This window comes from Vibrio sp. B1REV9, assembly GCF_905175395.2.
GTDB classification, from domain to species: Bacteria; Pseudomonadota; Gammaproteobacteria; order Enterobacterales; family Vibrionaceae; genus Vibrio; species Vibrio alfacsensis.
On sequence record NZ_CAJIMW020000221.1, the window covers coordinates 661,772 to 687,764 of the forward strand.

Consider the following 25,993-nt stretch of genomic DNA (forward strand, 5'->3'; position numbering starts at 1 on the left):
GAAGAGAGTAAAAACAACAAGTAATGTCGTACTGAGGCTGGATTATTCCGGCCTTTATTCTGTCTGGAATAAGCGCCAGTTCGCATTTCTTCGATTGTTTAATGATTCAATATGCGCAAAAATGAACCAATTCATATGCGATTAAGGGAATAATTTATGCCAATTGACTCATTGATTACCATCGGGTTTTTCGTTGTCCTTGCCGTAATCATCCTTGCCTCTGCGGTAAAGACGGTTCCACAGGGCAATAATTGGACAGTAGAACGATTTGGTCGTTATACCCACACCTTGAAACCAGGCCTCAACCTCATTATCCCTTTTATTGACCAAGTCGGACAAAAAATCAACATGATGGAGCGAGTGCTTGATATTCCAGCACAAGAAGTCATCTCAAAAGACAACGCAAATGTCGTTATTGATGCCGTCGGTTTTGTTCAAGTCATCGACGCAGCTAAAGCAGCTTATGAAGTCAATGATTTAGAACACGCTATCCGAAACCTAACGCTCACCAATATTCGTACTGTTCTCGGCTCTATGGAGCTCGATGAAATGCTGAGTCAACGTGACATGATCAACACCAAGTTGCTGACTATTGTAGACCAAGCAACTAATCCTTGGGGCGTCAAAGTGACTCGCATAGAAATCAAAGATGTGCAACCACCAGCGGACCTGACTGCTGCGATGAATGCCCAGATGAAAGCCGAACGTAACAAGCGTGCGGAAATTCTAGAGGCAGAAGGTGTGCGTCAAGCAGAGATCTTACGTGCTGAAGGTCAAAAACAATCAGAGATCTTAAAGGCGGAAGGTGAAAAGCAGTCTGCAATCTTACATGCCGAAGCACGAGAACGTGCAGCACAGGCAGAGGCAAAAGCAACACAAATGGTGTCTGATGCCATCGCACAAGGTGACATGCAAGCGGTTAACTACTTTATTGCCCAAGGCTATACCGAGGCATTAAAAAGTATAGGACAAGCAGAAAACGGGAAGATCATTATGTTGCCAATAGAAGCAACCGGCTTAATGGGCTCAATTGCAGGTGTCGCAGAAATGTTTAAACAAGGCAAAGAATAATGGATTTGTTTAGCATATTAGAAAGCATCAATTATTGGCATTGGATTGCATTTGGTTTAGCCCTACTTGCGATGGAGTTACTAGGCACTGCTGGGTACTTTCTTTGGCTAGGGCTCTCCGCATTAGTTGTAGGGCTGATTCTTTCAATACTACCGATTGGTTGGCAGGTTCAGTGGTTTTCTTTTGCCGCTTTTAGCTTACTGACCACTTGGCTATGGTGGCGAAGACAATGGTCCAACGACAAAAAGCACGATCAGCAAAGAAATCTTAATCAAAAGCATAAGCAACTCATTGGTACTACCATCGTACTCGAAGAGGATTTTCAAGCTGGCATTAATCGACTTAGAATTGGGGACAGTACGTGGTCTGCATACACCGAACATGCCATATCTGCAGGAACAAAAGTAGAAATCATCGACATTGACGGTATTACTTTATTAATTGAACCAAAATAACGATCGGTGTTGCTGGGTTAAAAATAGTTTATTCCAATTTATGCCAAAACATAGGGGGTCAACAAAGTCCCTCCAATACATCACCCATCTAATCCATATTTATTAAGATGTTATTTAATTACCAACAATAATTAAGTAATAGAAATATTAATACCTTTCTATCTCAGGTCACATTTAAATTTCTCAACCTCATTCCAACAATCAATAACCTACATAATAACCACACAAGACAATCATGACTAATTTAATTTAAAAAATTAAATATTGATGAATTTATTTTTGATCTTTCCGGGTCTGAATACATACTTATTGCATGAGAATTAATTTGCTTAACGTGCTTGCAAGTATGCATGTAGGTACGTAGGTACGTAGCAAACGCCACAAAGGCCGTCTTGATACGCTACTATGATCATTTTTCTCTTACAACGAGTAAATAACGTTAGGATATATCAACAAGAAAGACCACTTGAAAATACAACCATTCAATCGACTATACTGCTGGCCCGATTATAATTAAAGAAAGAGTGGGTTTTATATTTAAAATGGATGGATAGTTTTACGAAGTTAGTGCTAGGCCAATTTCTTTGAAAGAGGACTTATCATGAAAAAAATCACATCTTTAATCATCGCTTGTTTCATTTTTGCTGCTCCAATTTCTTTTGCAAAAAATAATTCTGGCCATGCTTTCGGAACAGGGGTTGATTGTACGTTCAGTGATGGAACAGTGAAACATCTTCCACGTGAGCTATGTACCATATATGGTGGTAAATTTAAATAATTTACGGTTATTGCAAGTTAAAAAGCTTATCTGATTCTAAGTTTTATCAGATAAGCTTCGCCGGTAGTAACATGTTCATTGATATCAATTAGAGCTTGTAAAAATCGGAACCGATAAACGCATCCCATCCTCTTTGCCACTCCGCCTTGATCATAACTTCCTGTGGTTGACCAACACATTGGTCCGTGTAGCGAATACCTTGAATCCCTTTATCAAACGCTTTAAATGGGTCACAGTATTCTGCTTTTCCAGCCTCATAACCTTGCTTGTATGAGGCTTCATCAAAAGGTGTCTTTTCTTTTAAGTTTGCCAAAACGTGATTGTCATATTGGTACCCATTTGCGCCAAACCGCTCACCTTGAGAAAACCAATATTCTGCGGGGGTTTGTGGGGTACTGCTGCATCCTTGGAGTGTGAATAATACAAAAGGAATAACTAGAAATTTCTTCATTGTATGCTCCCTAAATTCAGATATAAAAAAAGCTGAGCGATTGCTCAGCTTTAATCATATCAACTTACTAGTTACTTAACACCAAATGGCATTGTAAGAATTAGTTTAAAGTCTGTTTCATCGTTAAATGCGTTAGAGTAAGGGCCCCAATCAGACGCATCAGAATCGTTGTAGAAGTTAGTGTAGTAGAAGCTAATGTTAGCATCTTTCAATGCACCACCTTGGATTGCGTAGTTCGCAAAGAAGCTGTATGCGTATTCTACTAGCTCATCGTAACCAGCAGCTTTTGCACCTGCACCGTATGCACCGCTTAGACCAGCGCTGAAGCCTGTACCACCGATGTCAGAGAAGTCGCGAGTCGCAGATAGGAAGAATGCGTATTCACCATCGTGGTTAAAGTCAGAACGGTTGTTCCACCAGATTTCGTAAGCACCGTTAGAGCCACCGTATTGCTCAGTCAGACGGTAAGCCATGTTACCCACTTGACCACGTTTTTTATCAGAGTCTGCTGATGTGTACGTTGCTTCAGCGCGGTATGAGTATTGACCTTGAGAGAAGCTTGTCAATAACGCTGCTTGGAATGCTGTGCTATCGTATTGGTTATCATCATCTACTACGTAAAGTTGTGGAGACCAGTATAGACCGCCATCTGTTGTGCCTTTTACTTTTACGTGGAAGTTTTTACGATCACCGTCTGTTAGGCCACCGTAACCTGCGTCAAGAGAGATGCCGTTTTCAAATGCGTAACGTGCACCGAATGAGTAAACGTCACCAACATCTTTACCAGCAGAACCCCAGAACGAACCATCTCGGAATTCATAAGTTTCTTTAAACCAAGGTGCTTTGTATTGGTCCGCGTAAACAAAACCTAGAGATAGCGCATCAAAGTTTGCACCCACCTCACCACCGCGGTATGTACCAGGAGCGAATGACCAGTTAACGCCTAATGTGCTAGGAACCGATGGTTGGAAGTAACCCAACTTAGCATTGAAGTCTTCACCGAACTTAAATTTAAGAGCAGCAGTAGCGTATGATACGCCGTTATCAGTGTTGTATGAATCACATGATGTTGCAGCACCGTATGGAGAGCTACAATCAAAGAAGTTCATTTCATGTTCGAATGAACCACCTGTTTCTTCACCTGCCCACATATCAAATGTCGAGTAAATTACAGCATCAAAACCAACGGTATCTGCTACATAACCAGAGTGGAAACCTAAGTTGGCAAAAATTGAGCCATGGTCTAGGTTAGTGCCCTTTGATGTATCGTTACCGTGACCATCTTTGCCAGCACGGTCACGAGCACGCATGAAAAGGTTAAAATTACCGCTGATCGTAGACTCAGAGAAAAACTCTGACACTTCTGCTGCATAAGCAGGACCCATTGGGTCTTCATTCGCCATTGCTGGAGCTGTTGCTACTGCGCCCATCATTGCAGCAGTAATAGCAGATACTTTAAAAAATTTGTCCATGGAAAAACTCCTAAAAATGGATATAGCTGTATTTTTCTTTCTCACCTTTAGTTGGCCGCCGAAGGAGAGAAGTAAATTCCTATCTGAACCTCATCATTTCTAAATCGGTTCTTTTTTTTAGTTCCTGCATACACACCGTGTATCCATGTGTCTAAGACTAACTTCGCAACTAAAAACATCCAAATGGAACTTATTTTTTTTCTAAAAAAATATGAGCCACGCCAAAGTTCCATATAACTTGTTGATCTAGATCTTATTTTTAATATTTGATTTACATAAAAAGTTAAATGCTTTAAATTCAACAACTTAATACCAATATCGCACCTTAAGTTTGAAGTTGGTCGCAGAGTGATATTTCAAAAAAAAACAATAATTGATTGAGAGACCCTGATCACTGAAAAGAAATTAGCAAATCTTTTGGCGTAAAAGCGGGGACTTTTTAATCGCAAATAAAAAGCCCCAAATGACCAGCACTTGGGGCTCTAATGATTGTTTATAAATCTATTTTGTGGGTTATTTCATCAAATTGAGTAAGTCTTGCTCCGTTTTAATCTCAATACCCAACTCCTGAGCTTTTGCCAGCTTCGAACCTGCATTCTCACCAGCAAACAGAATATCGGTTTTTTTCGAGACGCTACCTGTCACTTTCGCGCCTAAGTTTTGCAATGCCTCTTTTGCTTCGCTACGGCCAAGCTGAGAAAGCGTGCCCGTTAACACTACCGTTTTGCCCTCCAATGGCAGCTCAATCCCCGCTTGAGGAGCCGAGATTTCTGGCCAATGGATGCCTTGAGATAATAGGTCGCCCACCACTGCTTGGTTTTTCTCTTCACCGAAGAAAGTCGTAATGTGCTTTGCTACAACCACACCGATGTCTTGCACTTCAATAAGCTGTTCTTCTGTTGCTTGTTGAATGACATCGAGCTTCTTAAAGTGCTGAGCTAAATTTGCCGCCGTTGCTTCCCCTACTTCACGAATACCTAGTGAGTATAAAAAGCGTGGCAGAGTCGTCAGCTTTGACTTTTCAAGCGCATTGACAATGTTGGTCGCAGACTTTGGCCCCATTCGCTCTAAAACCGTTAGTACGCCCGCAGACAGTTTAAACAGGTCTGCAGGTGTTTCCACCATTTCGCGATCGACTAACTGCTCTATAACTTTCTCACCTAAGCCATCTACGTCTAAAGCCTTACGAGACACAAAGTGTTTTAACGCTTCTTTACGTTGAGCCTGACACACCAAACCACCGGTACAACGTGTTACTGCTTCACCCTCAATGCGCTCAACATGAGAACCACACACCGGACAAGCATTCGGGAAAATAATTTCGCGGGCGTTGTCAGGTCGGCGTTCTCTGATCACTGACACCACTTGTGGAATCACGTCACCAGCTCGACGGATCACCACTTGGTCACCCACCATCACTTGTAGGCGCTCAATTTCATCAGCATTGTGTAACGTTGCATTACTGACAGTTACGCCACCGACAAATACAGGTTCCAGTTTCGCCACAGGCGTGATTGCACCAGTACGCCCAACCTGAAATTCAACTTCATTCAGTGTTGTGATTTCTTCTTGAGCTGGGAATTTGTAAGCAATAGCCCAACGTGGAGCACGGGCAACAAAGCCAAGACGCTCTTGAATGGCAATATCATCAACTTTGATTACTACTCCATCAATCTCATATGCCAGCGTTTCACGACGCGCAAGAATGTCTTGATAGTACGCTTTTACTTCTGCCAAGCTATCTACGCGCTTGGTTTCTGGGCACATTGGCAAGCCCCAAGATTTGATTTGTAGAAAACGCTCATAGTGGCTAGTTGCAAGCGTCGCGCCCTCTACCACACCTACGCTGTATGCATAAAAGCTCAGTGGGCGCGAAGCGGTAATCCGCGAATCTAATTGACGTAGGCTGCCTGCTGCTGCATTACGAGGGTTAACAAAGACTTTTTCGCCTTTCTTACGGGCAATCTCGTTAAGCTTTTCAAACCCCGCTTTTGGCATAAATACTTCACCACGGACTTCCAAACGCGTTGGCCAATCATTACCTTGCAGTTTTAACGGAATAGCACTGATGGTTCGTACGTTCTCTGTGATGTTCTCCCCTGTAGTACCGTCACCACGTGTTGCTGCCTGAACAAGTACACCATTTTCATACAACAAGCTAACAGCAAGACCATCCAACTTGGGTTCACAGCAATATTGCTTAATAGTTTGTCCAACGACTCGATCTTGCGCTCGCTTCTGAAAACCGTTCAACTCTTCATCATCAAAGGCATTGTCCAACGACAGCATTGGCACTTCGTGGGTCACTTGACTGAACTCAGACAACGGCTTTCCACCGACACGCTGACTAGGAGAATCCACGCTAATCAACTCTGGATGTTCAGCTTCAATATCCAATAGTTCGCGCATCATACGATCGTATTCAGCATCTGGGATCTCTGGGTTATCTTCCACGTAATAACGAACTGCGTGGTAGTGCAGCGACTCTTTTAGCTCTTCTAGTCGCTGAAAAACTGATTCAGACATATTAAAGCCCTGTGTATGGTCATCAATGAGGATGTAAATCTAAGAAAAAGGGCCCCTAACGGAGCCCTATCATTATTTGGTGTTAAGGTTATGCCTTAGCGGCATTAAACTCAACAATTTGACGACGATATAATGCTAATCGATCTGGTGTCATCAAGTTTCGCTGATCATCAAGCACGTTACCGCCCATATCATCAGCTATCTGCTGGGCAATGCGCAGCATGAGGTTAAAATTCTGCTCTGCTTGGCCGTAACATGGCAAAGTCATAAAGAATGAAATACCTTTTGTAGAAAAGTCTGCAGGGTCATCGTGTTCCAATGTACCTGGGTGCATCATATTCGCCACACTAAAGAGAACTTTACCATTCCCCTCCCAATCTTCATGGCGATGGAAAATGTTCATTTCACCATAGATCAATCCATTTTGCTGCATACTGTCAAAAAGCTTCGTGCCGACAAATGCTTCCTCACCGGCACAATGAACGTTCAGCACAATCACTTGCATTTCCGGCTCCGGCTTAGGCTCTTCAACCGCTTCAACTGATGCTACGGCAACTGGAGTTTCGATACTTCCCGGTGACTCTTTAATGTCCGGCACCTCTACCGTTTCGCGCGTGGCAAACACCGGCTCAACTTTTTCATCTTCGACAAAAGGTTTAACAGGCTCGGTCATCAATGGTTCTGAAGCTAATGGTTCTGAAGCTAATGGTTCTGAAACTAATGGTTCTGCAATTAACGGCTCTACATCATCAACCGATTTTGTTGCGATGAATGCTGGAATAGCTTCTTCTTCTCGAGGTTTCTCTTTTGCCTCAAGAACATCGTCAATAAGCGGGTCAGCAACGAACTTATTGTCGAATACATTGTCGTTATCAACACCAAAATCTGGTTCTTTACGGTCTTTGCGAATGATTTCAAAATCGTCTTCTGGACCATGAGCAAAATCACGCTCTTGCTCTTCTTTATCAATCTGGTCAACGTCCAACTTGCCTAATGGCTTGTTACCAAATTTTGCTTTGCCTTCTTTCTTGCTTGTCCACAAGCCATGAAATAGCAATGCGGCGATGGCTAGTGCGCCAACAACAATGAGTACGAATCGCAATTCCTGCATTATTTACTCTCAATCTACTTGTTCTAACCACTTATACATCCTCAAGTGGTCACTCAAGTGTAATAAATCCGAATGATGCTTTTACTTTACCAAAACTATATGTAGGTTTAGAACAACTTAATGCAAGAAGTTCCATTTTTTTGTTGTGATTCTTGCCACGATTCCACTTTACAAGGCATCTTTTGTTAGAGCATTGAAAGAATTACTGGCTTAAGTACAATGAATTTTCACTTACAAAGAACAAAACCAATATGACTCTAAACAATCAATCAAGAACCGGGTTCGGTTATTTTCTGTATGGAATACAGATTGCACTCTCACCAGAAATCCGACGCTTTGTCATGTTGCCCCTATTAGCCAATATTTTGCTCGTAGGTGGTGCGATCTTCTACCTATTCTCGCATCTCGACGTGTGGATTGATGGTTGGATCGGACAACTACCAGAATTCTTATCTTGGTTAACTTATCTCTTGTGGCCGATTTTGGTACTGACTATTCTTGCCACTTTCTCGTATTTTTTCAGTACATTAGCAAACTTCATTGCCGCGCCTTTTAATGGGTTGTTGGCAGAGAAAGTAGAAGAGTCCCTCACAGGACAAAAAGTCAATGACGACGGCTTTGCGGCACTCATCAAGGATGTACCTCGCGTGATGGCCCGTGAATGGCGCAAACTACTTTATGTATTACCAAAAGCAATTGGTCTGTTTTTGCTATTACTGATCCCTGCACTAGGTCAGACAGTCGGCCCATTCTTGTGGTTTATCTTCACGGCTTGGATGTTAGCCATTCAATACTGCGATTACCCATTCGATAATCACAAAGTTTCATTTAATGATATGCGTTACAAATTGAAACAGAAACAAGGCAAAGCCTATGGATTCGGTGTATTGGTCTCGATATTTACCACCATTCCTATTCTTAACCTCATTGTTATGCCTGTGGCTGTCTGTGGTGCAACAGCAATGTGGGTGGCTGAGTTTAAACATCAGCGATAGACAGTTTTTCTAAAAATACGGGGAGTGATGATGCACTCCCCCGTTATTTTGTATGTTTCTCGACCAACCTCATAAGATATAACTTTTTAATCCTTTTCCCATGTTTTCATACGGCATATTCTTCTAATCATATTCACAAATCGTGTAATGAAGGAACATCACTATGAGCAAGATCTACGAAGACAACTCTCTTACTATTGGTAATACCCCTCTCGTTCGCCTAAACAAAGTGAGCAAAGGCAAAGTTCTCGCAAAAATCGAAGCACGTAACCCTAGCTTCAGCGTTAAGTGCCGTATCGGTGCGAACATGATTTGGGAAGCAGAAAAGGCTGGCACACTTAAGCCAGGTGTAGAGCTCGTTGAACCGACCAGTGGTAACACAGGTGTTGCACTTGCATTCGTAGCAGCAGCTCGCGGTTATAAACTAACACTGACGATGCCTGAGTCCATGAGTCTTGAGCGTCGTAAACTTCTTAAAGCACTAGGTGCAAACCTTGAACTTACAGAAGCCGCGAAAGGTATGAAAGGTGCGATTGCAAAAGCGGAAGAAATTGTCGCAAGCAACCCTGAAAAATATCTGCTTCTTCAGCAGTTCAACAACCCAGCGAACCCAGAAATTCATGAAAAAACGACTGGTCCTGAAATTTGGGAAGCAACCGATGGTGAAATCGACGTATTTGTCGCAGGTGTAGGTACAGGCGGTACTATCACTGGTACAAGCCGTTACATCAAAGGCGAAAAAGGCAAAGCGATTACCTCTGTTGCGGTAGAGCCAGCAGAATCTCCAGTTATTGCGCAAGCACTAGCAGGTGAAGAAATCCAACCAGCACCACACAAAATCCAAGGTATCGGTGCCGGCTTCATCCCTGGTAACTTAGATTTAGAGCTTATCGACCGTGTAGAGCAAGTGACTTCAGAAGAAGCCATTGAGATGGCTCGACGTCTAATGGAAGAAGAAGGCATCCTTGCAGGCATCTCCTCTGGTGCAGCTGTCGTTGCCGCAAATCGCCTCGCGGAACTACCTGAATTTGCAGGAAAAACAATTGTCACCGTGCTTCCAAGCTCTGGTGAACGTTACCTAAGTACCGCGCTTTTTGCAGGCATATTTACTGAGAAAGAGAACCAACAGTAATATGTGGTCAAATCAATTTTTCGTTTAAAAAAGCCCCGGTCAGGGGCTTTTTTGTTGATCCTTGCCTCACCTTTGGTAATATCGGGGTGTTTTATTTTAAGGTTCAAAATAAAGAATCTAACAAAAAAGGTTTCAGTGTGGTCACGCACGCAAACAGTTGCGTAATCACCAAACTTTTGACTAGTATCAGTTCTGAAACGCTTTGAACTCTCCCGTGCTAGCGCACAAGATATAAAGCGGTTAAGCTAAAACTTAGTCACAACTAACAAAAAAATACATTTATTGGGGTATATCACATGTACGAGAAGCAAGTAGAAATCACAGCAGAAAACGGTCTTCACACTCGTCCAGCTGCACAGTTCGTTAAAGAAGCTAAAGCATTCGACGCGGACATCACTGTGACTTCTAACGGTAAAAGCGCTAGCGCTAAGAGCCTATTCAAGCTACAAACACTAGGCCTAGTAAAAGGTACTCTAGTTACTATTTCAGCTGAAGGCCCTCAAGCTCAACAAGCTGTTGACCACCTAGTTGCTCTAATGGATGAGCTACACTAATACGGTCTCCTATTTTCAGAAGCCATTTTGTGAAAGCAAAATGGCTTTGTTGGAAATAGACTCAAAATTAAGCTAAGACTATTCGTTAGCGCACCATTATTCTCCCGTTTTATAAAGTTGACCAAACTTAAGGTAAAGCTATGATTTCAGGCATCCTAGCATCTCCTGGTATTGCAATCGGTAAAGCACTACTACTTCAAGAAGATGAAATTGTCCTAAACACAAACACTATTTCTGACGACCAAGTAGAAGCTGAAGTTGCGCGTTTCTTCGACGCTCGTAACAAATCTTCTGCTCAACTAGAAACCATCAAGCAAAAAGCGCTTGAAACGTTCGGTGAAGAAAAAGAAGCGATCTTTGAAGGTCACATCATGCTTCTTGAAGACGAAGAGCTAGAAGAGGAAATCCTAGCACTTATCAAAAATGACAAGATGACTGCGGATCACGCTATCCATACAGTTATCGAAGAGCAAGCTTGTGCTCTTGAGTCTCTTGATGACGAATACCTAAAAGAACGTGCAACTGACATCCGTGATATCGGTTCTCGCTTTGTTAAAAATGCACTAGGCATCAACATCGTTTCGCTAAGCGATATCGATCAAGAAGTTATCCTAGTAGCTTACGATCTAACGCCATCAGAAACAGCACAAATCAACCTAGATTACGTGCTTGGTTTTGCTTGTGACATCGGCGGTCGTACTTCTCACACTTCAATCATGGCTCGTTCACTAGAACTTCCAGCGATCGTTGGTACTAACGACATCACTAAGCAAGTTAAGAACGGCGACATGCTGATTCTTGATGCGATGAACAACAAGATTGTTGTAAACCCATCAGATGCAGAAGTAGAAGAAGCAAAAGCGGTTAAAGCTGCATTCCTTGCTGAAAAAGAAGAGCTAGCGAAGCTAAAAGACCTACACGCAGAAACAACTGACGGTCACCGCGTAGAAGTTTGCGGTAACATCGGTACTGTTAAAGACTGTGACGGCATCATCCGTAACGGTGGTGAAGGCGTTGGTCTGTACCGTACAGAATTCCTGTTTATGGACCGTGATGCACTTCCAACTGAAGAAGAGCAATACCACGCTTACAAAGAAGTTGCAGAAGCAATGAACGGTCAAGCTGTGATCATCCGTACTATGGATATCGGCGGCGACAAAGATCTACCATACATGGATCTTCCAAAAGAGATGAACCCGTTCCTAGGCTGGCGTGCAGTGCGTATCAGCTTGGATCGTCGTGAAATCCTACGTGACCAACTACGTGGTATCCTACGTGCATCTGCACACGGTAAGCTACGCATCATGTTCCCAATGATCATCTCTGTTGAAGAAATTCGTGAGCTTAAGAAAGCGATCGAAGAGTACAAGGCAGAACTACGTGCTGAAGGCCACGCATTCGACGAAGAAATCGAAATCGGTGTTATGGTTGAAACGCCAGCAGCAGCAGCTATCGCACACCACCTAGCGAAAGAAGTTGCGTTCTTCTCTATCGGTACAAACGACCTAACTCAGTACACACTAGCGGTTGACCGTGGTAACGAGATGATCTCTCACCTATACAACCCACTATCACCAGCGGTACTTACTGTGATCAAGCAAGTAATCGACGCTTCTCACGCTGAAGGTAAGTGGACTGGTATGTGTGGCGAGCTTGCAGGTGATGAGCGTGCAACGCTTCTACTTCTAGGTATGGGCCTAGATGAGTTCTCTATGAGTGGTATCTCTATCCCTACTGTGAAGAAAGTTATTCGTAACTCTAACTTTGCAGAAGTGAAAGCAATGGCTGAAGAAGCGCTTGCACTACCTACAGCGGCGGAAATCGAAGCAGTAGTAGAGAAGTTCATCGCAGAGAAAACTCAATAATCAACGAATTCCAATGAGATAGACGGTTAAAAAAAGTCGTCTATCTCGTAAGATTGGTATACTATAATTCGACAGAATTAAATAAAACGTTAGGAGCATGACACAATGGGTCTGTTTGACAAACTTAAGAAGCTAGTATCTGACGACAGCGCTGACGCAGGTGCAATCGAAATTATCGCACCACTGTCTGGTGAGATCGTGAATATCGAAGATGTGCCAGATGTTGTTTTCGCTGAGAAAATCGTTGGTGACGGTATTGCTATCAAACCTGCTGGTAACAAAATGGTAGCTCCTGTAAACGGTACTATCGGTAAGATCTTCGAAACGAACCACGCGTTCTCTATCGAGTCTGACGACGGTGTTGAGCTTTTCGTTCACTTCGGTATCGATACTGTTGAACTAAAAGGCGAAGGCTTCAAGCGTATCGCTGAAGAAGGTCAAACTGTTAAAGCTGGCGACACTGTCATTGAATTCGATCTTGCTCTTCTAGAAGAGAAAGCGAAATCAACGCTAACTCCAGTTGTTATCTCTAACATGGACGAAATCAAAGAGCTAAACAAGCTTTCTGGTTCTGTAACTGTTGGTGAAACTCCAGTTCTACGTGTAACTAAGTAATTTTTTACTTCGTCGAACACGAAAAACGCTGCCATTGGCAGCGTTTTTTTATGGGTGAAAGAAATGCCACCCGACCTGATTATGAAAACATCGTTTCAATTCAGATAACATGCCCAAGTGTTTTCAAGGTGCAGAATTCAGAGCATAAAAAAGCCAAGCATTGTGCTTGGCTTTGCTTGATATCGTCGATGATCTTTAAGGCTTAACCTAACAAACTTAGCGCTGAGTTTGGCGCTTGTTTCGCTTGCGCAAGGATAGAGCTAGACGCTTGCGATAGAATTTGTGACTTGGTCATTTGAGTTGTTTCTTTCGCGAAGTCAGTATCTTTGATACGGCTCTTCGACGCGTTCACGTTCTCATTGATGTTGTCTAGGTTGTTGATAGCGTGATCGAAACGGTTTTGGAAAGCACCTAGCTCTGCACGGTGGCTATCTACGTATTTTAATGCCGCATCAATGATCGCCACAGATTCCTGTGCACCACCAACGGATGTCACGTCAATCGTATCTACCGTTACGTTCTTCGCTTCACCGAAGCCTAGTTCACCAGATAGACCGCCAGAGAAAGATACTTCGCCGTCAACTTTGTTGTTACCTGCAAAGATTTGCAGTTTACCATCTTGGTCTACCGATGCTTTTACTAGATCCGTTTGACCGTTGATGTAAGTTGCTAACTCTTCGATGTCATCGCCCGCTTTCGCATTAATGCTGATTTCTTGCTCTTGACCAAAACTGTCTTTTAGGCTGATTTTAAGGTCGTTTTTACCCTCAGCGACATTCCAGTTTTTGTCTTTGCCATTTTCTGCTTGGTAGCTCAAGCCACCCATCATTTTGTTGTCTGAGCGCATGTCTTTTAGCTCAAGCATCACTGCTTCGCCGTTGTCTGCACCGATTTGGAAAGATTTAGAGCCGTGCGTGCCGTTCAGTAGCTTGTTGCCACCAAAAGAGGTCGTTTCAGCGATACGGTTTAGCTCGTCGTTTAGCGCGGTCACTTCTTCTTGAATCGCAACACGCTCTGCTTTTGAGTTTGAGCCGTTTGCCGATTGTAGAGAAAGATCACGCATGCGTTGCAGAATGTTGGTTGTCTCATTCATTGCACCTTCAGCCGTTTGTGCAATAGAGATACCATCGTTCGCGTTACGAACTGCCACATCAAGACCACGACTTTGCACGTTCAAGCGGTTTCGAAATTTGAAGACCCGCAGCGTCATCTTTTGCGCTGTTGATTTTTGAACCTGAAGACAAACGTTCCATTGACGTTTGTTGTGCTGAGTTTGCGCTATTTAGGTAACGCTGAGCGGTCATTGCTGATACGTTTGTGTTTACATTCACTGCCATGGTGATTTCTCCAATTGATTTTCCGATGTAGCGGTTTCCGACGTCTCGGAAAACCAAGTAGTTCTCTCAAAGTTACTTTTATTAACGACTCGTATATCAGAAGCTTTAGGAAAAAATCGAAAAAAGTGGATTAGTGAGATTTAGCTAGAAAAATGGGAGAAAAGTAGAAAAAATCGCTCAAGTTTCTCAGATGTACGCCAAGTGGTAACTTGTGCAAAAAACAAACAAAACCAGCAGCAGTTAGTTAGGGCAGCAGTTAGTTGGAGCAACCATTAGTTAGGGAACATCATTAATGAAATTTGCAGGTTAGATCGTTAGGTAGAGCGATAGGAAAGAAAAAGCCCCTTTTCCTTTGAGAGAACTGGGGCTAGGTTGGTCGCCAGAGCCTATGTGGAGATCAAGAGAAATAAACACATTTCCGGCACACCGAGTGCAACCTTACATTGAAAATGATTGGCAGGTGAGAGATGAGAGAGCCGCACATTCTATTATAACGTTGCTTGCCATAAGCCTGTATTCTTAACCACGTCTGGAAAAATTGAATGCAGGCTAGGTAAACTACTGCAATAGTGACATCGCAGAGTTTGGCAATTGTTTTGCTTGAGCAAGAATCGACGTCCCTGCTTGTTGCAATATTTGAGCTTTAGTCATTTGCGTTGTTTCTTTCGCAAAATCAGTATCTTTAATTCGGCTATTTGATGCATCAACGTTCTCTTGGATGTTTGCCAAGTTATTGATGCTATGACTCAAACGGTTTTGCTTCGCACCCAGATCTGCACGTTGCGAATCCACATATTTCAGCGCAGAATCCAAAACCGCAACCGCATTTTGAGAACCTTGAACGGTAGTCATATCGATATCTTGAACGGTGGTATCAATAGGTACACCTTTGAAACCTAACTCAGATGCAAGACCTCCAGAGATATCAATTGCGCCTTTTACATTTGGTTCTGCAACAAAAATCTGCAGCTTACCATCACCACTTACTGAAGCATTGATCAAATCACTTTGACCATTAATGTAAGTCGCCAGTTCTTCAATATCATCACCCGCTTTCGCGTTAATGTTAATGGTCAAATCCTGAACGTTGCCGTCTTCATCTTCGCCCATATCTGGCAAAGTAATCGTAAGATCAGATTTATCTGCAGGCACACCCCAATCTTTACCCTTGCCTAGGTCACTTAGGAATGTTGTGCCACCCATACGAGAGTCATCAGCACGGATGCTGGTCAATCCCATGATCATGGCTTCACCTGAGTTGGAGCCAATCTGGAATGCGGCTTCACCAAATGAGCCATTTAACAAGCGACGGCCACCAAATGACGTCGTTTCTGCAATACGGTTGAGTTCATCAATCAGAGCCATTGACTCTTCATTGATCGCTTGGCGTTCTGCAGGAGAGTTCGTACCATTCGCAGATTGAAGTGCCAAGTCACGCATGCGCTGCATCACTGAGGTTGCTTCGTTCATCGCACCTTCAGCAGTTTGTGCAATTGAGATGCCGTCGTTCGCGTTACGCATTGCTACATCAAGACCACGAGATTGTGCGGTTAGACGGTTAGAAATCTGCAGACCTGCAGCATCGTCTTTCGCGCTGTTAATTTTGTGACCTGATGATAGACGTTCCATTGAGGTATTGAGCTCATTGGTCGCCTTATTTAAGTAACGCTGCGCGGTCATCGCGGAGACGTTGGTACTAACTGTTACAGCCATTTTACTCTCCTGTTGAGTTCGCAAGCTTATGCGAAGCGGCCAGCCTTGCTTTCACTCTATTTGATAAGCGCTAGCCGAAAATTTCTTACTAAAACTCTGCCTAAATGCAGGAATTAGAATCTAGTAAATCGGTTCTTACATGGTAAATACAATTAGCGTGCCAGTTTATACAAACCACCAAACAAAAACGTAAAACCAACTAAAAACAACAAGTTAAAACAAACAGAAAACCTTGCATTCGATGTTCATCTTGCTAGATACACTCAAATCGTCGCGCGCGATTCAGTTTTTTCTCTTGCCACTGAATTTGCCACTTTTCCGATTGCCGCTTTCGGTAAAAATATGCCGCGTCAAAACTCAACGATTGTTGATGAATCATCACTTCGCACTTAAGGCATAGCACATAAGGCATGGAATAAAACTCGAAATCATCAAAGTTACTAACGCAATGAGCGTTACTCTTTACTTGGGTATATATGTCTTTGAATTTATAACCATTGAATTTGGAAATAACTAAACTTAGATATAATTAAATTTAGATATAGTTAAACAAAGTAAGATCTTTCGTTTTACCAAATGCTTGCTGAGACGCCTGTAACGCTCTAGAGTTTTCACTAAATTCAATCACTGCTTTTGAGTAATCCAAATCTTCAAAGTTACTTTTGGCTTTCGCTAAAGACAAATTGAAGTCTTCATGGTTTTGCTCTTGGATATCTAGCGTGCTTAACTTTGCACCAATATCCGTGCGCACTTTGTTCATATGAATGAATGCCGCTTGAAACTCATCCGTCATTTGATGCAATTTTGCCGTTGCCGATGCATCCGAAACGGAGCTATCTGACCATGTCATGGCTTCTTTAAACGAATCAAAAACGCTGAATGTTTTTCTTGGCTCGAGCGTAATACTATCTCCAGCCGTCACTTGACCTTTAAGCTGAATATTAACGCCCTCATATTGAATGCCATCAATAGGTGAGTAATCATCCACTTGAACCACATCGCCGTTTTTCTCTAGCTGGTAACCAAACTTACCATTGCTCATATCAACGAATGTAACCTTATAATTGGCTTCATCACGTGAACGTGTGTTCGCTTGAGCAAGCAACAACTCCGAACCATCTTTCAAATCATACTGCGGTTCAAAATCACCAAATGGGTTTGGTATTTCAGTAAACAAGTGATTGCCCGGGTAGTTAATTCCCAGCTCTATGTTACTCGCAACTTTCATTTTTCGTTGATAGTCATCGCCGGTGTAAACCACTGTACCATCATAATCACGGAAGAACGGTTGGCTTTTTGGCTTCGTACCCGCAAACACGTAATTTCCGGTTTCGTCCTGTGTATTCACCAGCGCCAAAAAGTTGTTCGCTAACTCTTCAAGTTCACGCTTTTTTGCCGCGCGATCTTCAGCAGAGTACGCACCGTTAATCATTTCCATTGAAATACGCTTAGATTCGTCGGTAAACTGCTCAGCATTGGCAATAACGACTTCTTGGTTTTCTAAGCGGTTACGTACCAATACAATCGCATCAAGATACTGTTTAAGTTGTTCTTCTTGTTGCCCAATACTTTGGATGTAGTGGGTGGCTAACGGATCATCACTTGGCTTGGTCAGCTGTTTACCTGAGGCAAGTTGCGCTTGGTTATGATGGACCTTGTTTTCTTGACGACGCAGGTCATTTTGAACCGACTGGTAATTATGGAAGCTAGAAATTCGCGTTAACATCTACAGCCTCCTTTATCGCAACTGCAAAATGGTATTAAAGGTGTCGTTTGCAGCTTGCATCACTCGTGATGAGGCCATATAGGCTTGCTGAAACTTCATCATATTGGCCGCTTCTTCATCCAAGTTTACCCCTGAAATCGACGCAACACGCTCTTGCGCGGCTTCATTCTCAAGTCGAGCAACATCAGACAAACGGGTCGCCGTAGACGCTTTCAAACCAACATCAGTATTGAGGTTAAAGTACACACTCAGCATTGTTGACTCGTTGCCGTTCATCTTTTTATCTGTTTGAATGTTTAGCATTTTTCGCAAGTTACCGTTATCACCCTCCGATGGGACTAAGTTGGCGGTAAACTTATCGTTTGCCAATGCACCACCCGTCAGTTCAAATACGGTTGCAGCACCATTTTTATAATTGGGGTGTGAACTTGGTAGTGACACGGAAACTGGCTCCGTCGGTGGGTATGGTTGGGGCGCCAACACCACATTCCCTTGAGTATCCGTAACGGCAAATTGATCGCCCGTTGGCGACACAACAACTTCAAATTCACGTAAATCACCGGCATCTATGATCTCGAACTTGGCCTTACCTTGAGCAAACGTGGTGGACGCTTCGTAACTTTGTGCGGCAATCGCCTTTGGATCTGTCGTTTCTATTTTCATTTGCGCGGCACCGCTTCGCGTAGGGCGAAGAAGCACTTGCTCACCCACTTTAGGCTCATTGCGCACTTCTACACGCATCCCATCGAGATAAAAGGCATTACCCGATGAGTCGGTGTCCACTTTGACCGTCTCACCATTTGGCTTGGTCACACTATAACGATCACCATCGTAACGTAATGAATATTCGCCGCCTTTCAGTGCACTAATATCATCAATATAAACCGCCATATCTGCTGTCGATTGCGGTCCAGTAATAACGCGTGAGGTTGCTAATCGCTCTGAGTTTACGTCAGTAAACAATGGATCCCCAACCTTGCCGTAGTGATCTAAACCTTGCGATTGCAAATGATTCACTTCACTAGAGAATGCTGTCGCTAGGCGTCCTAGTTCATCCATAATCTGAGGAATGTGCTCATCTCGCATTCTTAGAGTGGCACCAATCTTGCCATCAATATCATCCGCTTTGATTGCCTTAATACCGCCACCCTCAACCATCGCAAGACGACGCTGATGAACGTCTGGTGAGCCATCAATCATTTTTAACTGACTGGCTTCCGTACCAGAAACCAACGTATGGCCATTACCAATGTGCACATTGAACCCTTCCGCATTCTTGCGTGGCGTTACAGTGACCTTGGTGTATTCCGACAGCTCTTTGATCAGCTTTTCATGTTGGTCCATTAAGTCATTATGTGGACCAGGATTACGCATCATCAAACGATGCATATCACGAATTTCAATCGCCAGTTGGTTGACTCGTTCAATCCCCATATCTAAGGACTTGTTGGCAATGTCTGATTGCTGACGAACGGTTTCATGAAACTCATTAAGTGTGTCACTAAGCAGACCCGCTTTTTCCAACACCACTTTTCTTGCACCCATATCATTTGGCGTGTCAGCCATGGTTTTGACTGCATTGAACCATTCGTTTAAGTTTTCTGGGATTTTCTTTGATGATACGGATGACAACATACCCGACAACAAATCAAGGTTCTTTTCGTTATCAAGTTTATTGGCGTACTCTGTGGTAGAAAGATTCAACTCTTTAACGGCAAACTCATCCCAAGAGCGGCGAACATTTTCCACATGCACGCCCATACCATAAGTCGAACCACCAAACTGGCGCGGATCATTAGAAGCTTGAATAACAGACTGACGGCTGTAACCCTCTGTATTAGCATTAGAAATGTTATGGCCAGTTGTATTCAACTGTCGCTGAGCAGTAAGCACACTTTGTGTACCCACATTCAACAAATCTGACGCCATACATGCCTCCAAAAACGAAATAAAATCGGTATTGACCGATCACCTAGTTAGCAATTAGCAAAAGATGTGCCAGTTTAAGGGTGGGCGAGAAAGCGCACAAAAAGAAAGGCTTGCACTGCGGCAAGCCTTCTCAAAAAGTATCTCAGCATCCAAGATCGGATTGAATTACATACTCTCAATTTTCTGCTTCACTTGCAGTACTTTATTTGAGTAATCGGGGTCCGTTGCGTACCCCGCATTATGGATACCACGGATGAAAGACTCTGAATTACCACGTTGCTGGAGAGCCGTTTCGTAACGCGGGTTCTCATTCAAAAAGCGAACATAGTCGTTAAAGCTGTCTTGGTAATTCGAGTAAGAACGGAACGCAGCGGTCTCTTTTACAGGTGTATTGTCGTGGAACTCAAGTGTTTGAGTGGTCACTTTATCACCTTGCCAGCTGCGATCTGCTTTGATGTTAAACAGGTTGTTACTGCTGCCACGCGCGTTCTTCACCACTTTTTGTCCCCAACCGGTTTCTAGCGCGGCTTGAGCAAGCAATAGTGAAGGTTCGACACCCAAAGCTTTAGCTGCACGTTCTGCGTATGGCTTCATTGAATGAACAAAAGATTCTGGTGTATCAAATCGTGAGGGTTCAGTTCCTGCTCGCGTTGTTTCTGACGTTGAGCGACTTAGCTGACCCGATTCAATCAAGCGCTGCTCGATTTCACGTGCTTTCTTCGGATCCACACGACGGTATTCCACGGCATTATTTGCTGCATCGCGCATCGCCGTCTCACTTTTGTCGTCGCCTTGACCAACAGATAGCTGCTTAACAATCATGTCAGCTAAGCCCATCGAGCCAGAAGCACTCAAATTACTCGCCATTTGGTCATCTAACATCTGACGGTAAAATTTTTCGTTTTGGCTACTCATGAAGTTTGATTCAAAACCTTCATTTGCCTCACGCATCGATTTCAACATCATCGAGGTAAAAATGGATTCAAACTGACGCGCCGCCGCACGTAGCGCTTCTTGTTCTCCCTCTTTGCCCTCTTTCACCGCCTTTTGGCGCAAGGTATCCAGAGAGCTGATGTCATGAATAAAACCGATATCGTTAGGATTGTTAACCATAGTTTGCCTCCTAATCGATTAGATGATGATCAACTGGCCTTCAATGGCACCTGCTTGTTTCAACGCTTGCAGGATAGCCATCAAATCCGACGGTGCTGCGCCAACTTCATTGACGGCACGAACCAAATCATCAAGCGTCAAGCCCGGCTCGAACTTAAACATCTTGCCTTTCTCTTCATTTACTTCGATATCTGAGTCAGGCACAACAACCGTTTGACCACCCGAGAAGCCATTTGGTTGGCTCACATTGAGATTTTCTTTGATTGCCACTGTCATACCACCGTGCGTTACCGCAGCAGGTTTCAGACGGACATGCTTACCAACAACGATCGTGCCAGTACGAGAATTAACGATAATCTTTGCTGCGCCATCTGCGGGATCAAATTCTAGGTTTTCGATAGCCGACAAGAAAGCCACACGTTGGCTGACGTCACGCGGAGCTCGCACACGCACAGAAGTGGCATCAACGGCACTTGCCATTTGTGGACCAAGGAAATTATTTACCGCATCCGCCAATCGCTGCGCGGTGGTGAAATCAGAATCTAGTAAGTTAAAGGTGATGTAATCACCTCGACCGAATGGGTTGGGAATTTCACGCTCTACCGTTGCCCCACTAGAAATAAGACCGACGGTTGGGTTGTTGCCAACGATCTTAGAACCGTCCGCGCCCTCTGCACTGAAACCGCTTACCACCAAGTTGCCTTGTGCGACCGCATAGACTTGGCCGTCGAGACCTTTTAGAAAAGTTTGTAGCAAGGTCCCTCCACGCAGGCTTTTTGCGCTGCCGATAGAAGAAACCGTCACATCGACTTGCTGACCCGGCTTCGAAAACGGAGGCAACTCAGCTGTGACCATAACTGCGGCAACGTTCTTGATTTTCGGTTTTGTGCCAGGCGGCATTTGAATGCCGAAGTTTTGCAGCATTGCCGCAAAGCTTTGCTCTGTAAACGGGTTAGATTCCCCCGTTCCCGGTAAGCCAGAAACCAAACCATAGCCCACAAGTTGGTTGCTACGCACACCTGCCACTTGCGCGACGTCTTTAATACGTGCAGCTTGGGCCGTGGTTGCAAATAGCGCAACGCTCAACAGTGCTAATAGGATTTTCTTCATGCTTACTTAATCTCTTGCTGTCAAATTGCCGTCAATGCGGCGTCTTACAAGGCTACATTAAAGAATCGTGCCAAAAATCCCGGCTCTTGCATATCTTGTGGTAGACCAGTGCCAGAGTATTGAATTCTTGCATTAGAGACGCGATTTGACGCTATCGTATTATCAAAGTTGATGTCATCTGGACGAATGGTGCCACTTAGGCGAATGTACTCATCGCCAGTATTCAGTGTCATCCACTTCTCACCACGGATCACAAGGTTGCCGTTTGCCAACACTTCAATGACTTCTACGGTAATGTAGCCACTAATACTGTTGCTCTGCTTAGCAGAAGAGTCACCCGCAAAGGTGTTGGTGTTGTTCAGATCGTATGAAAAGTTGTATTTGCCGCCAATTTGCAGCTCTTGACCACCGACGGACAAAGGCTCCATCTTCGCATCATTGGTTTTTGATAAATCGGCGTTAGCACTCTTCGTTGCGCGTGTCGTCTCATCTAACGTGACGGTAATAATGTCACCAACACCGCGTGGCTTGGAATCATCATAAAGATCGGTGATATGCTCAGCGCTAAATAGCGAGCCTGTCGCAGCAGCGTAGTGCTCTGGCTTTTCTTTTGGGTGAATTGGAGCCCAAGCAGGATCGCCAGCCAGCGGATCGGTCCTACCGCGTAAAGTGTCAATGATGCCACTACTCTCTTCTTTCGACTTATCACCCTCAACGGCATCCACCACTGTGGTCGCTTGAGTCACTTCATCGGTATCAATCGGTTCTAGCATCGCACAACCCGACATGGTGACAATAAGTGCAAGTAGAGAAAAACGTTTCATCATTGGCTCCTTAAATCCCAATCCTAGCTATTACAGTTGCTGGTTTACGAAGCTCATCATCTTGTCGACAGATGAGATCACTTTTGAGTTCATTTCGTAAACGCGCTGCGCTTCGATCATGTTGACCAGTTCTTCCGTTACGTTCACATTTGAAGCTTCAAGCATGGATTGGCGAATCTCCCCCAAACCATCTAGGCCAGGAACGCCTTCTTGTGGATCACCACTCGCGCCAGTTGGTAGGTAAAGGTTCTGACCGATTGGCTCAAGACCACCAGGGTTTACGAAATCGGTAATCGTTAACTGACCCACAACCACGTTGTTTTGTTCACCACGAATACGAACAGATACTTCACCATCGGTACCAACCGTAATAGAAATCGCATCTTCTGGGATCACGATCTCAGGCTCAACTGCGTAGCCAGAGCCAGCCGTTACCAATGTACCCTCGCCGTTTAGCGTGAACTGACCATTACGGGTATAACCAATATTGCCGTCTGGCAACGTCACTTGGAAGAAACCATCACCTTCCACCATCATGTCGAGCGCGTTAGTGGTGGTTTGTGCGTTACCGTGCGTGTGTACTTTTTGCGTCGCAACCACTTTAGAGCCCGCACCCAGCATCAAACCACTTGGAAGCTCAGTATTCTGAGAAGACTGACCACCTGGTTGGTTGATGTTCTGATAAAACAAATCTTCAAATACTGCACGGCTCTTTTTGTACCCAACGGTAGAAGCGTTCGCCAAGTTGTTCGAAATCGTTGCGATATTGGTTTGCTGGGCATCTAAACCCGTCTTACTTACCCATAGTGCTGGATGCATTGTGAACCTCTAACTCTGTTAACTCATACGAAGCAATGAATCTGAAGATTTATCCATCTCTTCAGCGGTGCTCATCATTTTGACCTGCATTTCAAACTGACGTTGTAGGTCAATCAGAGCGGTCATTTCACCTACGGCATTGACGTTACTACCCTCAATCGCACCCGTTTGGATACCGATAGAGCCATCTGCTTCGTAAGGCTGGTTTGGAGTTTTATGGCGGAATAAGCCATTGGTATCTTTAAACAAGTTTTGATCGTCTGTGCGTACAAGCTTAATACGATCAACCACTTCTAGTTCTTCAGCCGGCGCACCTTGAGGCAGTACAGAGATGGTGCCGTCACGACCGATTTCGATTTTGGATACAGGAATTGGCAGGGTGATTGGCGCATCATTTTCGCCCAAAATTACATGACCGCTCGCGTTAGTTAGCAAGCCATTTTGATCGACTTTTAGGTTGCCGTTACGCGTCAAACCCTCTTTGCCAGTTTGGTCCATAACAGAAATCCAACCACTGCCCTCAACCGTAATATCAAGATCGCGACCGGTTGTGATCACACTGCCTTGAGCAAAGTTGTGCCCCGGACGTTCTGTCATGCTGAATACGCGTGACGGTAAGCCATCACCATAAGCTTGCATCGAACGAGCTTGCGCTAAATCAGCACGAAAGCCAGTTGTACTCACGTTTGCCAAGTTGTTGGCACGCAATTGCAGGGCCTGCATATTTTGCTTGGCGCCACTCATTGCGAGAAACAGTGCGCGATCCATAAATTACTCCAAAATTCTCTGTACAAGGAGTAAGAAGCAAGAGTTATGCCAATATAAAAATTATTTTATCAATCAAAAACTTAAATGTAAAAAGAGACGTTTAAGAAAAAAATGAAGAGGGATAAATCGCAAGAGAGGCAAAACTTTGATCCACAAAGCGGCAATAGCGGCAAGTGAGAGAGAAAAGCATGCTCAACCCGAATTGAGGTTTGTTCAGGTTGAGCATCAGATGAATGTCATGATGTTATCAAGCGATAAGAAGAACAGCTCGTTTCGCTTGATCAAACAGATTATCGGACTAGCGTACTAGCGAATCTGTAGGATATTTTGTTGCAGCTGATTATGAACTTCTAACGCACGTGAGTTTGCTTGGAAGTTACGCTGAGCAGAGATCAGGTCCACCAGCTCTTGAGTCATATCAATGTTTGACTGCTCAAGCATGCCATTGTTGATCGTACCAAAAGAACCTTTGTTTGATTCACCCCAGATCTTATCACCTGAGAACTGCGTTGAATCCCACTGAGTGCCGCCTTTCTTATCTAGACCTTGCTCATTAGGAACACGTACTAGTGCTACACGGCCTAATGTTACGTTTTCACCGTTTGAGTACGTACCCAATACGCTGCCGTTTTCGTCAAAATCGATCTTCGTTAAGAAGCCTGTTGTTGCACCGTCTTCATCAAATTTAGTCAGTTCGAATGGGGCTGCAAATTGCGTTGCCGAATCCAAACCTAAGTTCAATGTTTGCATTGCGTCTGCACCATTTAAATCAATTGGTGCAGGGTTACTTGCAGGATCGCCCAATGCTACCGAAGTAATCGGTTGGCCATTATTCAAGCTTGCCAACGTACCATCGTTGTTAAACTTCATGGTGTGGCCAACATGACCCGTTGGTGTTGCTGCGTCACCGTTAGCAATATTGAGTGGCTTTTCACCCGCTTTATCTGTCACGGTGTAGTACGTTTGCCATGTATTTGGCTGAGTTTGGTCTTTCAAGTAGTAGGTTGTTAACTTGTAAGACTGACCCATCGAGTCATAAATGGTCGAAGAAGTCGAACGGTTGTATGTATCTGGGTCTGAAAAATCAAACTGCGTAGGATCTTTCAAATCGCCATTTGCAGGTAGGTTCACCCCCACTTCAATATTCGCCGTCTGTTTTGGTTTACCAAATTCAGCTGGAATTTTTAGTGGTTGAGGCTCATAAGATGTCACTTCACCAGTGTCTTTATTTACTTGATAACCGAGCAAAAACTCATCATTTGCTGTCACCATGTAGTTGTCTTTGTTTAAATGAAATGCACCGTTACGCGTCATTTCATTTTGTTGCGGCACCATACGATCTTTCGCGACGGCAAAGAAACCAGAACCCGCAACACGCAAGTCCATAGGGTTGTTCGTATAGATGCTCGACCCCTCATGGAACTGCTGCGCAACTTGGTTCGCTTGCGCACCACCACCTGGGGTAGTTTTTGCGTTGGTAAACAAAGAGTTTGAGTACACATCGCTAAACTCTGCACGTGACTCTTTAAAGCCGTATGTGTTGGCGTTCGCAATGTTGTTACTGGTGGTGTTCAAATCCAATTGAGCGGAGGACAACCCGCTTAAAGATACATATGACATTCTAAATTC

Annotated in this window: 21 protein-coding genes and 1 pseudogene; 8 read left to right on the forward strand and 14 right to left on the reverse strand. The window is 44.0% G+C overall.

Features of this window, described 5'->3' with window-relative positions; all coding sequences use genetic code 11:
• The first annotated feature begins 156 nt into the window (after positions 1-156).
• The 3 genes from KHN78_RS03390 (at position 157) to KHN78_RS03400 (ending at position 2,304) form a co-directional block, all read left to right on the forward strand.
• Positions 157-1,071, forward strand: coding sequence for an SPFH domain-containing protein (locus KHN78_RS03390; RefSeq protein WP_211919814.1), 915 nt, complete (start codon positions 157-159; stop codon positions 1,069-1,071).
• Positions 1,071-1,526 (forward strand): NfeD family protein, encoded by a 456-nt coding sequence (locus KHN78_RS03395; protein ID WP_211919815.1) that lies wholly within the window; start codon positions 1,071-1,073, stop codon positions 1,524-1,526. Before KHN78_RS03390 ends, KHN78_RS03395 begins: the two co-directional genes overlap by 1 nt.
• Positions 1,527-2,127: 601 nt before the next feature.
• Positions 2,128-2,304, forward strand: coding sequence for a hypothetical protein (locus tag KHN78_RS03400; RefSeq protein ID WP_211919816.1), 177 nt, complete (start codon positions 2,128-2,130; stop codon positions 2,302-2,304).
• Positions 2,305-2,392: 88 nt separating this feature from the next.
• On the opposite strand, the gene KHN78_RS03405 is transcribed toward KHN78_RS03400, so the two are convergent.
• The 4 genes from KHN78_RS03405 to zipA form a co-directional block, all read right to left on the reverse strand.
• Positions 2,393-2,755, reverse strand: coding sequence for a DUF2799 domain-containing protein (locus tag KHN78_RS03405; RefSeq protein ID WP_211919817.1), 363 nt, complete (start codon positions 2,753-2,755; stop codon positions 2,393-2,395).
• Between the two features lie 71 nt (positions 2,756-2,826).
• Positions 2,827-4,227, reverse strand: coding sequence for a multidrug transporter (locus KHN78_RS03410; RefSeq protein WP_211919818.1), 1,401 nt, complete (start codon positions 4,225-4,227; stop codon positions 2,827-2,829).
• A 513-nt stretch (positions 4,228-4,740) separates the two neighbouring features.
• Complete coding sequence (ligA, locus tag KHN78_RS03415) at positions 4,741-6,753, reverse strand: NAD-dependent DNA ligase LigA (protein ID WP_211919819.1); 2,013 nt, start codon at positions 6,751-6,753, stop codon at positions 4,741-4,743.
• Between the two features lie 88 nt (positions 6,754-6,841).
• Positions 6,842-7,864: a cell division protein ZipA gene (gene zipA, locus KHN78_RS03420; RefSeq protein ID WP_211919820.1), complete on the reverse strand. Its 1,023-nt coding sequence runs from the start codon at positions 7,862-7,864 to the stop codon at positions 6,842-6,844.
• 251 nt (positions 7,865-8,115) lie between these two features.
• Here zipA and cysZ point away from each other — a divergent pair, with 251 nt between their 5' ends.
• The 5 genes from cysZ to crr all read left to right on the forward strand — a co-directional run bounded on the left by cysZ (position 8,116) and on the right by crr (position 13,025).
• Positions 8,116-8,859 (forward strand): sulfate transporter CysZ, encoded by a 744-nt coding sequence (cysZ, locus tag KHN78_RS03425; RefSeq protein ID WP_211919821.1) that lies wholly within the window; start codon positions 8,116-8,118, stop codon positions 8,857-8,859.
• A gap of 163 nt (positions 8,860-9,022) precedes the next feature.
• Positions 9,023-9,991, forward strand: a complete 969-nt coding sequence (gene cysK / locus KHN78_RS03430; RefSeq protein WP_128811389.1) for a cysteine synthase A — start codon at positions 9,023-9,025, stop codon at positions 9,989-9,991.
• 296 nt (positions 9,992-10,287) lie between these two features.
• Positions 10,288-10,545, forward strand: a complete 258-nt coding sequence (locus KHN78_RS03435; protein WP_099079289.1) for an HPr family phosphocarrier protein — start codon at positions 10,288-10,290, stop codon at positions 10,543-10,545.
• Between the two features lie 140 nt (positions 10,546-10,685).
• Positions 10,686-12,410, forward strand: coding sequence for a phosphoenolpyruvate-protein phosphotransferase PtsI (gene ptsI / locus KHN78_RS03440; RefSeq protein WP_211919822.1), 1,725 nt, complete (start codon positions 10,686-10,688; stop codon positions 12,408-12,410).
• A 105-nt stretch (positions 12,411-12,515) separates the two neighbouring features.
• Positions 12,516-13,025, forward strand: a complete 510-nt coding sequence (crr, locus tag KHN78_RS03445; protein WP_005425608.1) for a PTS glucose transporter subunit IIA — start codon at positions 12,516-12,518, stop codon at positions 13,023-13,025.
• 202 nt (positions 13,026-13,227) lie between these two features.
• On the opposite strand, the pseudogene KHN78_RS03450 reads toward crr, so the two are convergent.
• The 10 genes and pseudogenes from KHN78_RS03450 to flgE all read right to left on the reverse strand — a co-directional run bounded on the left by KHN78_RS03450 (position 13,228) and on the right by flgE (position 25,984).
• A pseudogene (locus tag KHN78_RS03450) lies at positions 13,228-14,362 on the reverse strand (flagellin).
• 558 nt (positions 14,363-14,920) lie between these two features.
• Complete coding sequence (locus tag KHN78_RS03455; protein ID WP_211919823.1) at positions 14,921-16,075, reverse strand: flagellin; 1,155 nt, start codon at positions 16,073-16,075, stop codon at positions 14,921-14,923.
• 535 nt (positions 16,076-16,610) lie between these two features.
• A complete protein-coding gene (gene flgL, locus KHN78_RS03460; RefSeq protein WP_211919824.1) occupies positions 16,611-17,801 on the reverse strand; it encodes a flagellar hook-associated protein FlgL in 1,191 nt (396 codons plus the stop codon).
• A gap of 12 nt (positions 17,802-17,813) precedes the next feature.
• A complete protein-coding gene (gene flgK / locus KHN78_RS03465) occupies positions 17,814-19,730 on the reverse strand; it encodes a flagellar hook-associated protein FlgK (protein ID WP_211919825.1) in 1,917 nt (638 codons plus the stop codon).
• A gap of 165 nt (positions 19,731-19,895) precedes the next feature.
• Positions 19,896-20,843, reverse strand: coding sequence for a flagellar assembly peptidoglycan hydrolase FlgJ (gene flgJ / locus KHN78_RS03470; protein WP_211919826.1), 948 nt, complete (start codon positions 20,841-20,843; stop codon positions 19,896-19,898).
• Between the two features lie 18 nt (positions 20,844-20,861).
• Positions 20,862-21,953: a flagellar basal body P-ring protein FlgI gene (locus tag KHN78_RS03475; RefSeq protein WP_211919827.1), complete on the reverse strand. Its 1,092-nt coding sequence runs from the start codon at positions 21,951-21,953 to the stop codon at positions 20,862-20,864.
• Between the two features lie 44 nt (positions 21,954-21,997).
• Positions 21,998-22,777 (reverse strand): flagellar basal body L-ring protein FlgH, encoded by a 780-nt coding sequence (gene flgH / locus KHN78_RS03480; RefSeq protein WP_211919977.1) that lies wholly within the window; start codon positions 22,775-22,777, stop codon positions 21,998-22,000.
• A gap of 30 nt (positions 22,778-22,807) precedes the next feature.
• On the reverse strand, positions 22,808-23,596 hold the full coding sequence (flgG, locus tag KHN78_RS03485; RefSeq protein ID WP_211919828.1) for a flagellar basal-body rod protein FlgG: 789 nt from the start codon (positions 23,594-23,596) through the stop codon (positions 22,808-22,810).
• Between the two features lie 18 nt (positions 23,597-23,614).
• Complete coding sequence (locus KHN78_RS03490) at positions 23,615-24,364, reverse strand: flagellar basal body rod protein FlgF (RefSeq protein ID WP_211919829.1); 750 nt, start codon at positions 24,362-24,364, stop codon at positions 23,615-23,617.
• 306 nt (positions 24,365-24,670) lie between these two features.
• A complete protein-coding gene (flgE, locus tag KHN78_RS03495; RefSeq protein WP_211919830.1) occupies positions 24,671-25,984 on the reverse strand; it encodes a flagellar hook protein FlgE in 1,314 nt (437 codons plus the stop codon).
• Positions 25,985-25,993: the final 9 nt, after the last annotated feature.